Source organism: Halothiobacillus diazotrophicus (assembly GCF_001663815.1).
Classification (GTDB): Bacteria; Pseudomonadota; Gammaproteobacteria; order Halothiobacillales; family Halothiobacillaceae; genus Halothiobacillus; species Halothiobacillus diazotrophicus.
Genome location: NZ_CP016027.1, coordinates 2609135 through 2622707, shown reverse-complemented (window position 1 = coordinate 2622707; position 13573 = coordinate 2609135). Strand labels below are relative to the sequence as shown.

At 60.6% G+C, this 13573-nt stretch carries 10 protein-coding genes and 1 tRNA gene; 2 read left to right on the top strand and 9 right to left on the bottom strand.

Annotated elements, in window-relative coordinates; all coding sequences use genetic code 11:
- Positions 1-81: 81 nt before the first annotated feature.
- The 6 genes from clpX to typA form a co-directional block, all read right to left on the bottom strand.
- Positions 82-1380: an ATP-dependent Clp protease ATP-binding subunit ClpX gene (clpX, locus tag A9404_RS11715; RefSeq protein WP_066101851.1), complete on the bottom strand. Its 1299-nt coding sequence runs from the start codon at positions 1378-1380 to the stop codon at positions 82-84.
- A gap of 64 nt (positions 1381-1444) precedes the next feature.
- Positions 1445-2077 carry an ATP-dependent Clp endopeptidase proteolytic subunit ClpP gene (gene clpP, locus A9404_RS11710; protein WP_066101848.1) on the bottom strand — a complete coding sequence of 211 codons (633 nt, stop codon included), beginning with the start codon at positions 2075-2077 and terminating at the stop codon, positions 1445-1447.
- A 190-nt stretch (positions 2078-2267) separates the two neighbouring features.
- Complete coding sequence (gene tig / locus A9404_RS11705) at positions 2268-3560, bottom strand: trigger factor (RefSeq protein ID WP_066101845.1); 1293 nt, start codon at positions 3558-3560, stop codon at positions 2268-2270.
- Between the two features lie 87 nt (positions 3561-3647).
- Positions 3648-3731: transfer RNA gene (locus A9404_RS11700), tRNA-Leu, on the bottom strand.
- 100 nt (positions 3732-3831) lie between these two features.
- Entirely contained in the window at positions 3832-5187 is a 1356-nt protein-coding gene (ffh, locus tag A9404_RS11695) for a signal recognition particle protein (RefSeq protein WP_066101842.1), read from the bottom strand.
- A 49-nt stretch (positions 5188-5236) separates the two neighbouring features.
- A complete protein-coding gene (gene typA, locus A9404_RS11690; protein WP_066101839.1) occupies positions 5237-7066 on the bottom strand; it encodes a translational GTPase TypA in 1830 nt (609 codons plus the stop codon).
- Between the two features lie 224 nt (positions 7067-7290).
- Between typA and dapF the strand changes: the two genes are divergently transcribed.
- Both dapF and A9404_RS11680 read left to right on the top strand, forming a co-directional pair.
- A complete protein-coding gene (gene dapF, locus A9404_RS11685) occupies positions 7291-8139 on the top strand; it encodes a diaminopimelate epimerase (protein WP_066101836.1) in 849 nt (282 codons plus the stop codon).
- A 428-nt stretch (positions 8140-8567) separates the two neighbouring features.
- Positions 8568-9866 (top strand): OmpP1/FadL family transporter, encoded by a 1299-nt coding sequence (locus tag A9404_RS11680; protein ID WP_231880913.1) that lies wholly within the window; start codon positions 8568-8570, stop codon positions 9864-9866.
- A gap of 444 nt (positions 9867-10310) precedes the next feature.
- On the opposite strand, the gene ftsZ is transcribed toward A9404_RS11680, so the two are convergent.
- The 3 genes from ftsZ to A9404_RS11665 are packed head-to-tail and all read right to left on the bottom strand — an operon-like array spanning position 10311 to position 13547.
- Positions 10311-11465 carry a cell division protein FtsZ gene (gene ftsZ / locus A9404_RS11675; RefSeq protein ID WP_066101834.1) on the bottom strand — a complete coding sequence of 385 codons (1155 nt, stop codon included), beginning with the start codon at positions 11463-11465 and terminating at the stop codon, positions 10311-10313.
- Positions 11466-11509: 44 nt separating this feature from the next.
- Positions 11510-12754: a cell division protein FtsA gene (ftsA, locus tag A9404_RS11670; RefSeq protein WP_156521378.1), complete on the bottom strand. Its 1245-nt coding sequence runs from the start codon at positions 12752-12754 to the stop codon at positions 11510-11512.
- Positions 12755-12785: 31 nt separating this feature from the next.
- Positions 12786-13547 (bottom strand): cell division protein FtsQ/DivIB, encoded by a 762-nt coding sequence (locus tag A9404_RS11665; protein ID WP_066101828.1) that lies wholly within the window; start codon positions 13545-13547, stop codon positions 12786-12788.
- Positions 13548-13573 lie beyond the last annotated feature (26 nt).

The following is a 13573-nucleotide window of genomic DNA, read 5'->3' as shown; positions in this document are numbered from 1 at the left end:
GCCCGTTCAGCCAGTTCCCGAAAACGGGAAGACCCCGACCGGGCACGCCGGTCAGGGCCTTCGGGACGGCGCAAAAACGGATTACTGGTCGGAGGCTGCCTTCGGCAGGGCCGCATCCTGCTGCTCGTACACCCAGTAGGGCTTGCTCTCGCCCCGGATGACGGCCGCATCCACCACGACCTTGGACAGGTTCTGCACGGAGGGCACTTCATACATGGTGTCCATCAGCACCCGCTCCACGATGGTCCGCAACCCGCGGGCACCGGTCTTGCGCTTGATCGCCTGACGTGCAACCTCGCGCAGGGCGTCCTCGCGCAATTCCAGATCAACGCCTTCCATTTCGAACAGCCGGACGTACTGCTTGGCCAGTGCGTTCTTGGGCTCGAGCAGGATCTGCATCAGGGCGGATTCGTCCAGTTCGTTCAGGGTGGCGATAACCGGCAGACGCCCGATGAATTCGGGGATCAGACCATAGCGTGTCAGATCCTCGGACTCGATCTGCGCGCGCAGCGCGTCGGCCGCCTGCTTGTCGTTCTTCGATTTCACCTCGGCGGAGAAACCGATGCCGCCCTTCTCGATCCGCTGCCGGATGATGTTGTCGAGACCATCGAAGGCACCACCGCAGATGAACAGGATATTGGTCGTATCGATCTGCACGAACTCCTGCTGGGGATGCTTGCGTCCGCCCTGCGGCGGCACCGAGGCCTGCGTCCCCTCGATCATCTTCAGCAGCGCCTGCTGCACGCCTTCGCCGGATACGTCGCGGGTGATGGAGGGATTCTCGGACTTGCGGGTGATCTTGTCGATCTCGTCGATGTAGACGATTCCGTGCTGGGCCTTTTCGACGTCGTAGTCACACCGCTGCAGCAGTTTCTGCAGGATGTTCTCGACGTCCTCACCCACATAGCCCGCCTCGGTCAGGGTCGTGGCGTCCGCGATGGCGAAGGGCACGTCCAGCACGCGCGCCAGCGTCTGCGCCAGCAGCGTCTTGCCCGAACCGGTCGGCCCGATCAGCAGAATGTTGGACTTGGACAGCTCGACCTGCTCGGCATCCGGATCGGTTTTCCGACCACGGGTTTCGCCATACAGATTCAGCCGCTTGTAGTGGTTGTAGACTGCCACGGCCAGTGCCCGCTTGGCCTGTTCCTGACCGATGACGTACTCGTCCAGTGCGGCAACCAGCTCCTTGGGCGTCGGCAGACGGGCCGGAGACTCGGACTGCGCCGACGTCACTTCCTCACGCAGAATGTCGTTGCACAGTTCGACGCATTCGTCGCAGATGTAGACCGACGGGCCGGCGATCAGCTTGCGCACCTCGGCCTGCGGCTTACCGCAGAATGAGCAGGCCATGTCCTGATCGGATTTCGTACTTCTTGCCATGGTGGTTTACCCTCCCGTTCGTTCGGGCATCGCGTCCGCACGCGCCCGAATCATCAACTTCGACTCAGCTGCGCTTTTCCAGCACCGAATCGATCAAACCGTAACTGCAGGCATCGGCCGCGTTCATGAAGAAGTCGCGCTCGACGTCCCGATTGATTTTTTCCAGACTCTGGCCGGTATGTTCCGCCAGCATGATGTTGAGACGCTCGCGCAGGTACAGGATTTCCCGCGCCTGGATCTCGATGTCCGTCGCCTGCCCCTGGGCGCCGCCGGAAGGCTGGTGAATCATCACGCGGGAGTTCGGCAACGCATACCGCTTGCCCTTGGTCCCGGCCGAGAGGAGGAACGCGCCCATGCTCGCCGCCTGACCGATGCACATCGTACTGACGTCCGGCTTGAGGAAACGCATGGTGTCGTAGATGGCAAGACCGGCCGTCACCGACCCGCCGGGCGAGTTGATGTACAGATGAATGTCCTTGTCCGGGTTTTCCGACTCGAGGAACAGCAACTGCGCCACGATCAGATTGGCCATGTGGTCCTCGATCGGACCGACGATAAAGATCACCCGCTCCTTCAGAAGTCGCGAATAGATATCGTAGGCGCGTTCGCCGCGCGAGGTTTGCTCGACCACCATGGGGACGAGGGAGGCTTCGGGCGGAAACGATGCGCCCGAACCGGACTGGGAACCAAAGAACATGAATTTCACCTTAACGATCTGACTGGGAGAAATCGGCCAACAGACCGGCGGCCGATTTCCGGATTGCAAACTTCGAGAACCAAATAATTACCGGTCTCGGGCTGTTTGCCAATAAATTTCGCCCAAAGGACCCATCACGATCCTTCGGGCGTTACTGATCCGCAGACTTGAAATGACACGCGTCGGGGCATCAGCCCTGCGGGTTCATGACCGCCTTGAAGGTCATCGGCTTCGGGGTCACCTTGGCCTTGCCCAGAACATAATCAACGGTTTGCTGCTCGAGCACGACCGTACGGGCATTGCCCATCATTTCCCGATCGCCCTTGTAGGCAGCCACGACTTCTTCCGGCTCGTCATAGGCCGAAGCGATATCGGCGATGAACTCCTCGAGTTGAGCCTCGTCGACCTGCAGGTCGGCGGCACGGACGATCTCCATGATGATCAGACCCATCTTGACGCGCTTCTCCGCCTGATCCTTGAACAGACCGGCATCGAGCTTGCTGGGATCGGCATCCGGCATCTGCTGACGGACGAAACCATCACGCATCGCCACGGCTTCTTCCTCGACCAGCGCCTTGGGAATATCGAAAGTCAGGCTGTCGGCAACGGCCGTCAGGACCGCATCCTTGATCATGCGCTTCTTGGCCTGCTTGAGCTCGCGCTCCATGTTCTTGCGCACGTCGGTCTTGAGCGCATCCAGGGAGTCCGAACCGAAACGCTTGGCGAACTCGTCATCCAGCGCGGGCAGCGTCTTCTCTTCGACCTCGGTGGCCTCGACGGTGAATTCCGCCGTCTTGCCCTTGAGATTCTCGACCGGGTACTCGTCCGGGAACGCGACCGCGAAAACACGCTCCGGCTCACCGGCCGCGATGTCGGCCAGACCTTTCTCGAAATCGGCCAGCATCCGGCCCTCGCCCAGCACGACCTGCATGCCGGTACCGCTGCCACCTTCGAAGACTTCACCGTCGATACGGCCCGTGAAGTTCACGGTGACGCGGTCGCCCGTCTTCGCGGCGCGTTCGACGGTCTGCCAGCCGGCATTCTGTTCGCGCAGGGTTTCAAGCATGTCCGCCACGTCGGCATCGGTCACGTCGGCCTCGATGACCTCAACCGCCAATGCGCTCAGATCGCCGATTTCGAACTCGGGATACACTTCGACCGCAGCGACGAACGACAGGTTCTGTCCCGGTTCGCCCGCAACGGACTCGATGCTGGGGTTACCGGCCGGGCGCAGCTTCTGCTCCACAATGGCGGCCTGATAGCTCCGACCCATCACCTCGCCGACCACCTCGTCGCGAACCTGACCCAGGTAGCGCTGACGGACGACGGCCATCGGCGCCTTGCCCGGACGGAAGCCGTCCATGCGGACACGGCGGGACATATCCTTGATACGGCGCTCGACTTCAACATCGATCTCGTTCGCAGGCACTTCGATCGCCAAACGACGCACCAGACCTTCTGACGACTGCAATTCAACCTGCATGGACACTCAACCTCAATTCTATCGAAGACAAAAAATGAAACAGCGGGCGTGCCCGCTGCGGCCGGCCGGATCGCCGGACCACGATTCTGGTGCGAGAGAAGAGACTCGAACTCTTACGCCAAAGGCGCTGGAACCTAAATCCAGTGCGTCTACCAATTCCGCCACTCTCGCGAAAAAACAGGCGGGGGAGTATACCTGAGCTTGGCAGCTAGCCCAACACCCTCCCAAAACGAGCCAAGCACTGCCCGCCAAACGACGGGCAGGCAAACAGTCAGAACGGCAGGCCCGGCACGCGCCCTTTCATCGCGCGCATCATCTTCTTCATGCCGCCGCCCGAGAACTTCTTCATCATGTCGCTCATGTCCCGGTGCTGCTTGAGCAACCGGTTCACATCATGGACCTGCATGCCCGAACCCAGGGCGATGCGCCGCTTGCGCGACCCCTTGATCAGGTCCGGCTGCTGGCGTTCCTTGGGCGTCATCGAATTGATGATGGCAATCATCCGCCGCACGTCGCGGTCATCGATGTTCGCCTTGGCATCGGCGGACAGGCGCCCCATACCGGGCAGCTTGTCCATCAACCCATGAATCCCGCCCATGTTCATCATCTGCTCGAACTGGTCCCGCATGTCCTCGAGGGTGAACCCCTTGCCGGTGCGAACCTTGTCGGCCAGAGCACGGGCCTTGTCCGTGTCGACGGAACGTTGCGCCTGCTCGACCAGGGACACCACGTCGCCCATGCCGAGAATGCGCGAGGCGATCCGATCCGGATGGAACGGCTCCAGGGCATCGAGCTTTTCGCCCATACCGATGAACTTGATCGGCTGTCCGGTGACTGCACGCACGGACAGTGCGGCACCGCCACGGGCATCGCCGTCGGCCTTGGTGAGCACCACGCCGGTCAGCGGCAACACGTCGTTGAACGCCTTGGCCGTGTTGGCCGCATCCTGGCCGGTCATGGCGTCGACGACGAACAGGGTTTCCACGGGCTTCAGCGCGGCATGCAACTGACGGACCTCGTCCATCATGTCGGCATCGACATGCAACCGGCCCGCGGTATCGACGATCAGGACGTCGTAGAAGCCGGTCTTGGCCTGCTTCAGCGCATTCTGAACGATGTCGAGGGGCTTCTGGTCGGCCTCGGACGGGAAGAAATCGACGCCGACCTGCCCCGCCACGGTTTCCAGCTGCTTGATCGCGGCCGGACGGTAGACGTCCGCACTGACGACCAGCACCTTCTTGTTCGACTGGGTACGCAACAGTCGGCCGAGCTTACCGACCGTCGTCGTCTTGCCCGCACCCTGCAGACCCGCCATGAGCACGACGGCCGGCGGCTGCGCGGACAGATCGAGCGTCGCGTTCTCTGCCCCCATCAAGGCCGTCAGCTCGTCGCTGACGATCTTGATGAACACCTGGCCGGGCTTCAGGCTCTTGAGCACCTCGGTCCCGACCGCGCGTTCACGCACCTGATTGATGAAATCCCGCACCACGGGCAGGGCGACGTCGGCTTCCAGCAAGGCCATGCGCACTTCGCGCAAGGCATCCTTGATGTTGTCCTCGGTCAGACGCCCCTGACCGCGCAGCCCGTCGAACAGGCCGCCCAGACGCTGGGAAAGGTTTTCAAACATTCACGAGGTCCCCGTCATTCATCGTCGCGCGCCGTCGGCTTTGCGCGGATCAGTCACCGCGACCGTAGCGCTTGCGATCCAGTTCGGTCAGATGCTTCTTGCGGATTCGGATGGACTTGGGCGTGACTTCCACGAGCTCGTCGTCGTCGATGAACTCGAGCGCCTGCTCCAGGGTGAAGCGGATCGGCGGCACCAGCGTCAGGGCCTCGTCGGTACCGGAAGCCCGCATGTTGGTGAGCTTCTTGCCCTTGAGCACGTTCACGGTCAGGTCGTTGTCGCGGGAATGGATACCCACGATCTGGCCTTCGTACACCTCGTCGCCGTGACCGATCATCATGCGGCCGCGATCCTGCAGGTTATACAGCGCGTAGGACAGCGCCTTGCCGGTCTCGTTGGCGATCAGCACGCCGTTGATGCGCTGGCCGACCGTACCCGGCTTGTATTCGCCGTAATGATCGAACACGGAGAACAGCAGACCGGTGCCCTGGGTGGCCGTCATGAACTCGGTCCGGAAACCGATCAGGCCACGGGACGGAATGATGTATTCCAGACGAACGCGCCCCTTGCCGTCCGGCTCCATGTTACGCAGTTCGGCACGACGGATACCGAGCTTTTCCATCACGCCACCCTGGTGGGTTTCCTCAATGTCGACGACCAGTTGCTCGTACGGCTCCTGCTTGACGCCATCGACTTCGCGGATGATGACCTCAGGACGACCGACGCCCATCTCGAATCCTTCGCGACGCATGTTCTCGATCAGGACGGACAGGTGAAGCTCACCGCGGCCGGAAACGCGGAAACGATCGCCCTCGTCCGTGTCTTCCACACGCAGGGCGACGTTGTGAATGAGTTCCTTGTGCAGGCGGTCGCGAATCTGGCGACTGGTGACGAACTTGCCCTCCTTGCCGGCGAACGGAGAGGTGTTCACCTGGAAGGACATGCTGACGGTCGGTTCGTCGACGGTCAGCGGCGGCAGCATTTCGACGTTGTCCGGATCGCAGATCGTGTCGGAGATATAGAGCGGATCCAGCCCCGAGAACGCGATGATGTCGCCGGCCTGGGCTTCGGCCACTTCGACCCGATCCAGACCGTGGAAACCCATGATTTGCAGGATACGCCCGGAGCGGACTTCGCCTTCGCGATCGATCACCTTCACGTTGGTGTTCGTCTTGACGCGACCGCGCTTGATGCGACCCACACCGATCACACCCATGTACGGGTTGTAATCCAGGCTGGAGACCTGAAGCTGGAACGGACCGACCGCGTCCACGTCGGGTGAGGCCACCTTGTCGACGATCGTCTGGAACAACGGGGTCATGTCGCCTTCGCGCACGGTGTCTTCCATGCCCGCGTAACCATTCAGGGCGGAGGCGTAGACGATCGGGAAATCCAGCTGCTCATCGGAGGCGCCGAGACGGTCGAACAGGTCGAACACCTGATCGACGACCCACTGAGGCCGGCTGCCCGGACGGTCGATCTTGTTGATGACCACGATGGGCTTCAGGCCATGCTCGAACGCCTTTTGCGTCACGAAACGCGTCTGGGGCATCGGGCCATCCACGGCGTCGACCAGCAGCAGCACCGAATCGACCATGGAAAGCACCCGCTCCACCTCGCCACCGAAGTCGGCGTGGCCGGGGGTGTCGACGATGTTGATGCGATATTCCTCGCCAGCCGGATTCTTCCAGCGAATGGCCGTATTCTTGGCGAGGATGGTGATACCCCGCTCCTTTTCGATGGCGTTGGAGTCCATCACCCGCTCGCCGGTATCGGTACGCGCGTCCAGCGTGCCGGATTGTTGAAGCAGCTTGTCGACGAGGGTGGTTTTCCCGTGGTCGACGTGAGCGATAATGGCGATATTGCGCAGATGAGAAATCACAAGGGTATCCAAAAGTTAGAGAAACTGGCGCAGAAGTATACCTGCAAATAGCGATTTACGTGAACGCGCGCGACAATCTCCGCGCCGGCAATACCGATCCCGGCCGCCCTGTCGCTTATCCCGACCGTCCACCTACGCCACCCGTCCCATATTCCTCTAGAATGGAAGCCATCGCGCCCTCGCCGCGCGCCCATCTCATCGCGATCACCACTTAAGGCGCACCCATGACGCTTCACTTCACCAAGATGCACGGCCTCGGCAACGACTTCATGGTCATTGACGGCATCCACCAATCCCCCGTCCTGACGCCAGAGCGCATCCGCCAATGGGCCGATCGTCATTTCGGCATCGGTTTCGACCAATTGCTCATCGTGGAACCGCCCACCACGCCGAACGCACTGTTCACCTATCGCATCTTCAACGCGGATGGCAGCGAGGTGGGCCAATGCGGCAATGGGGCGCGCTGTTTTGCCCGTTTTGTCCTCGACAAGGGGTTGACCACCGAACGCGATATTCCCGTCGACACGAAAAGCGGCCTCATTACCCTGCATGTCACGGACGACGGTAACGTCACGGTCGACATGGGCGCGCCCATCACCGAGCCGTCACGTATTCCTTTTATTGCCGATGAAGCATCGACGGCTTACCGCATCGCCCTGCCAACACCGATTGCCGGGCAAACGGAAGTCATCGTCGACGCCCTATCGATGGGCAACCCCCACGCCGTCATCGATGTCACCGATGTCGACCGGGCGCCCGTCGATCTCCTGGGATCGGCGATCGAGCGTCACGCGAGATTTCCCGAGCGCGTCAATGTCGGATTCATGAGCATCGTGGATCGCCATACGATTCGCCTTCGCGTGTTCGAACGCGGCGCCGGAGAAACCCTCGCCTGCGGCACCGGCGCGTGCGCCGCCGTCGTCAGCGGCATCCGCAGGGGGCTTCTGGATAGCCCCTGCCAGGTGGATCTGCCCGGCGGATCCCTGTCGATCGCCTGGGCGGGCGCAACCGATGCCCCCGTCCTCATGACCGGACCCGCCCAAACGGTTTTCGAGGGCACCCTCACGGAATAGACCGCCTCAGAAATGTTGCACAAGGGCAACACCAAACAGTCGCGACCTCCTTGTACCAAGCACCCGAACCGGCCAGGATCACCCGAATTCACCCACAAAACCCATTAGTCAAAACCGCGGACACCATGACATAAATTTTACAAAAACATTGGGTTACATTAATTAAATACAATCAACAATATAACTAAATAAGAATTTTCTAATAAATAACACGCTGATTTATTAATATTTTTCAGCCAGACTTAATTTTCTTGAATTTGTATGTGTTGCGTTTCTGTTAGCTTGTAAATGCCTCAGCACGAATCGTCTTTAATCTAGCGAGCTCAATAGCCCGATTAACTTAAAACGATCCAAATAAGCAGTCTGCTTCGATGCATATCGTTGCAAAGCTGCATATAAAAAAAGCAAATTCACAGGAGATTGAATTAATGGTTTTCAAGCGCTCACTTCTGGCTGCATCGGTTGCCGCCACTCTGTTCACTGCGGGTGCCGCCCACGCAACCAATGGCTATTTCTCGCATGGCTTTGGCGTCAAGAGCATGGGCATGGCAGGCGCTGGCGTCGCACTGCCGCAAAGCGCCATGAGCATGGCAACCAACCCGGCTGGTATCGCCGACGTCGGCACGCGTTTTGATTTTGACGTATCCTGGTTCAGCCCGAAGCGTGGTTACGACGCCACAGTCATGGGGAACCACATCTCCGCAGACAGCGGCAGCAACAATTTCTACATCCCGGAACTGGCATTCACCTATGCGCTGGACAGCAGCAACACCGTGGGTATTGCCATGTACGGCAACGGCGGTCTGAATACCGATTACAGCGGTACGGCCGCCTCCCTGTTCTCCACGCAACCCTACGGCACCTTCTACAGCCCGTTGGCGCCTCCGGGCTATACAGGCGGCCCGACCGGCGTAGATCTCCAGCAGCTGTTCATCACGCCGACCTATGCGCATACCTTCATGGACGGCAAGCTCTCCGTCGGCGCCAGCCTCATCTTCGCGCACCAGAAGTTCCGCGCCAAGGGACTGGGGGCGTTTGCCGGCATGAGTTCTTCGCCGTCCAACGTCACTTCCAACGAATATGCCAAATCCAATGGCTGGGGCGGCAAGATCGGGGTGCTCTGGCATGCGACCGACGTCGTATCCCTGGGGGCCAGCTACCAGTCCAAAGTCCATATGGGCAAATTCGACAAGTACTCCGGTCTGTTTGCTCAGGGTGGCAAGTTCGACATCCCTTCCACCTGGACCGTCGGCGGTGCGTTCCGCGTCGCACCGGACTGGACGCTGACCACGGACTTCGAGCGAATCAACTACTCTGAGGTGAAGGCCATCTCCAATCCCAGCACCAATCAGGCACCGCTGGGTAGCGACAACGGTCCGGGCTTTGGCTGGAAGAGCATCAACATCGTCAAGCTGGGTGCACAATGGCAGGCGACGCCCGATCTGCAGGTCCGTTTCGGCTACAACCATGGCCAGAACCCGATCGAAGGACGTGATGTGCTGTTCAACACCCTGGCACCGGGCGTCATGACTTCCCATTACACCGCTGGCTTCACCTATGCGGTCGACAAGCACCAGGAAATCAGCGCAGCCGTCATGTATGCGCCGAAAGTTTCCGTCACCGGTACGCTTTACGACACCTCTTCCGGCACCCCGGTTGCTTACGGCACCGAGACAATCCGCATGAAGGAGTATGAAGCGACCGTAGGCTATTCCTACAAGTTCTAATTCGATTCGGTTCCGAATCAACTGATGAAACCGCCCTTCGGGGCGGTTTTTTTATGGCCTGCGCACAGCGGGATACCACCAACGGATTACCCGTGCTCGGACCTGGATGCCCGGGGCGAAGACATCGATCAGGTGATTTCTGCCAATAAAAAAACCGTGCCGCAAGCCCAACCTTGCAGCACGGTTTTGTCGTTGCGACTCGCAGATCATCGATCACCCATCCCGGGGCGACCATCTACCTCACATCACTCCGAAGCGGCACGCAACATCGATAGACAAACAGCCCACACGCCTGGACACGCCGAAGGTCGCCACGTTGAGACGAAACCTGGCATTCTCCGACGGATTTCCATCACCCGCACCCTTGCCCAAGGTTCGCGGTCGATGGGCAGACGCGCCGACCGTAGGACATGACTGCCCTCGTCAAGTCGAGCTGTTGCCCAATCAGTCCGCCTGCTTGCGCAGGAAGGACGGAATGTCGATCACGTCGAGATTCACGGCGGTATTGCCGCGCATCGTCACCACGGGCTGGCGATGCAGCGGTTCCTGTGTCGCCTCGACTTCCGGGATCGCCTGACGCGGTGCTTCGTTATGCACCACGACGCGCGGTTTGCGCTGATCGACGTCGACCATGACCGGATGCCGAACCAGACCGGTGGCCACCAGGGTCACGCGCAGTTCGCCTTCCAGGGTTTCGTCGATCGCCGTACCCACCTTGACCAGGGCTTCGTCACCGGCAAGCGCCTGAACCAGTTCGCCGATCTCCATGAACTCGCCGATGGACAGATCGCCATTGGAGGCCACGTTTACCAGAATCCCCTCGGCCCCGGTCAGGCTGATGTCGTCCAGCAGCGGGCTGTGGATCGCCGCCTCGGCCGCTTCAGCGGCACGATTGTCGCCACGGCCGATACCGGTACCCATCATCGCCGTGCCCCGCTCCGTCATGATGGCGCGTACGTCGGCGAAGTCGAGGTTGATCTCACCGGGACGGGTGATCAGTTCGGAAATGCCGGAAACGGCGGTGAACAGCACCTCGTTGGCTGCCGAGAATGCGTCGCGCAGGGAGGCGCCTTTGCCCATCACGGCGGTCAGCTTGTCGTTCGGAATCACGATCAGGGAATCCACGTGCTTTTCCAGTTCCTCGATGCCTTCCATCGCGGTCTTGGTCCGCTTCTTTCCTTCGAAGCTGAACGGACGGGTCACGACGGCGACGGTCAGGATGTTCATGTCCTTGGCGATCTGGGCGATTACCGGGGCTGCGCCGGTACCGGTACCACCACCCATGCCGGTTGTGATGAACAGCATGTTCGCGTCCTTGATGGCTTCCTGGATCTGCTCGCGATCCTCAAGGGCAGCCTGCCGACCGAGTTCAGGATCCGCGCCAGCGCCCAGCCCCTTCGTGATGTTACCGCCGATCTGCAGCTGAGCCTGTGCCTGACTCTTGCGCAGGGCTTGCGAATCGGTGTTCGCACAGATGTACTCGATACCTTCGAGTTCGCGCGACAGCATATGGGCCACGGCATTGCCGCCACCGCCGCCGACACCGATCACTTTGATTTTGGCGCTTTCGCCTTGGGTTTCCAGCATTTTCCAGGTCATGATTTCGTCTCCTACACAATGAGAGGTTGGGCTCTGTCAAACAATCAAAAGTGGTCCTTGAACCACCGCTTCAGCTGCTGAAGCATGGGCTCGCCCTGCCCATCCATGGGCGTGGCGAACTCGTTCTGCATCTCGGCCTTGCGACCATGCAGGATCAAACCAATACCGGTGGCATTGGCCGGATTTTTCAACGCCTCGTGGTTGCCGCTGATTCCCTGCGGCAACCCCAGACGCGTCGGCATCTGTAAATAGTCCTCGGTGAGTTCCACGAGGCCCGGCATCGCCGCCGACCCACCGGTCAGAACGACACCGGCATTGATCATTTCGTGATAGCCCGAACGACGGATGGCTTCCTGGATATAGGACAGGATCTCCTCCACCCGCGGACGGCAGATCCGCATCATCATGTCGCGGGAAATCCGCCGCGGTGGGCGACCGCTTACGCCGGGCACCTCGATCTCCTCGCTGTGACTGCGGTCGTCAAGGGGGCGCAGATCGGCATACTTACGCTTGATTTCCTCGGCCTGCGCGGGCGGCGTGGTCAATCCGTAGGCGAGATCGTTGGTCACCTGCTCGCCGGCAATCGGCAACACCGTGGTATAGCGCAGGGCTCCCCGCGTAAAGATCGCGATATCCGTCGTGCCACCGCCGATGTCGATCAGGGCGACGCCCAGTTCCTTTTCGTCTTCGTTCAGGACGGCCGTCGCGGCTGCGATCGGATCGAGCACCGTGCCGGTGACCGCCAACCCGCAACGCTCCACACACTTGATGATGTTCTGCACGTTGTTCGTGGCGGTGGTCACGATATGCACGTCGGCTTCGAGCCGGTGTCCGGTCATGCCCTGGGGCTTGTGGATACCGTCCTGCCCGTCGATGCGGAATTCCTGCGGCTCGCAGTACAGGATCTGCTGGCCGTCCGGGATCTTCACGGCCTTGGCAGATTGCACGACCTGATTGATGTCGGCCTGGGTGATCTCGCGCCCCGCCGTGCCCGTCATCCCCTTGGAGTCCATGCTGATGACATGGTCGCCGGCCACGCCGACCCAGACCGAACCGATCTCGCAGTTGGACATGGCGCCGGCGGCATCGATGGCCCGCTTGATCGCCCGGGAGGTGGAATCGATATCGACCACCGAACCACGGCGCAGCCCCTTGTTAGTTGGGGATTGGCCATAACCGATCAGGCTGAGATGTCCATCGGCATCGTATTCACCCACCAGTGCGGCGATCTTGGTGGTACCGACGTCGAGGCCGACCACCAGGTCCCGCTCTCCCTTTCGTACTGCTATTGCACACATGGCTTTATCTCATTCCCCTCAATCATTTCTGCTTCTTGCGATCCGCCGACTTACCAGTCGGTTGCGGATCGTCCCGCCACTGCACCGAAAATCCGTTGCTGTACCGCAAGTCGATGGCAACGATCTGATTCAGCTTGCCCGCCACCGTCTTGCCATACACGTCCAGCAAACGCTGGAGCCGCTGCTCGACCTGCTGTACGCCCAGACGGATCCGGACACCGTCCTGAACCATCACATCCAGCGATCCGCGCGAATCCTCGACCAACCCCATGGTGTCGAGCCCCACCGACTGCAACGCCGGTTTGATACTCAGATACCGCTCCCAGAGCGCCCACTGCTGTCCTTCCGGGCCGCTCAGCAGCGGCAGCCGAGCCAACGAATCCGGCACCCGGTCCGTCGGACGAAATACGTTGCCATCCGAGTCGAGCAACTGATCGCTTTGCCAGCGCGCGATCGGATGATGAATCGACACGCTGACCACCAATGCATTCGGCCAGGTCCGGCGGATTCGCGCATCCGTCAACCAGGTGTTCCGCAAGAGCTGAGCCCGCGCCGCCGGCAAATTGACCTGCCAGATGTCCTGACCGATCAGCGGCTTCAGTTCTGAACGAACCCAATCCGCACTCACTTCCCCGCCCGCACCGATCACCCGGATCTCGGTGACCGGCACCTGAAGTTTCTGCCAGAAGCCCCAGCCGGCCAGGACAAACAGCCCGAGCAAACTCAGCGTGATCGCCCAGGTGAACAGCACGGTCAGCAGCCGCTTGATTCCTGCCCACAGCACGGCCCATTGCTCGCGCAACGAAGGCG

Bases quoted from the DNA above. Each gene is read 5' to 3' on its own strand.
- A9404_RS11680 (WP_231880913.1), top strand. From the start codon at position 8,568: ATGGTTTTCAAGCGCTCACTTCTGGCTGCATCGGTTGCCGCCACTCTG.
- clpP (WP_066101848.1), bottom strand. From the start codon at position 2,077: ATGTTCTTTGGTTCCCAGTCCGGTTCGGGCGCATCGTTTCCGCCCGAA.
- tig (WP_066101845.1), bottom strand. From the start codon at position 3,560: ATGCAGGTTGAATTGCAGTCGTCAGAAGGTCTGGTGCGTCGTTTGGCG.
- ffh (WP_066101842.1), bottom strand. From the start codon at position 5,187: ATGTTTGAAAACCTTTCCCAGCGTCTGGGCGGCCTGTTCGACGGGCTG.
- dapF (WP_066101836.1), top strand. From the start codon at position 7,291: ATGACGCTTCACTTCACCAAGATGCACGGCCTCGGCAACGACTTCATG.
- clpX (WP_066101851.1), bottom strand. From the start codon at position 1,380: ATGGCAAGAAGTACGAAATCCGATCAGGACATGGCCTGCTCATTCTGC.
- ftsZ (WP_066101834.1), bottom strand. From the start codon at position 11,465: ATGACCTGGAAAATGCTGGAAACCCAAGGCGAAAGCGCCAAAATCAAA.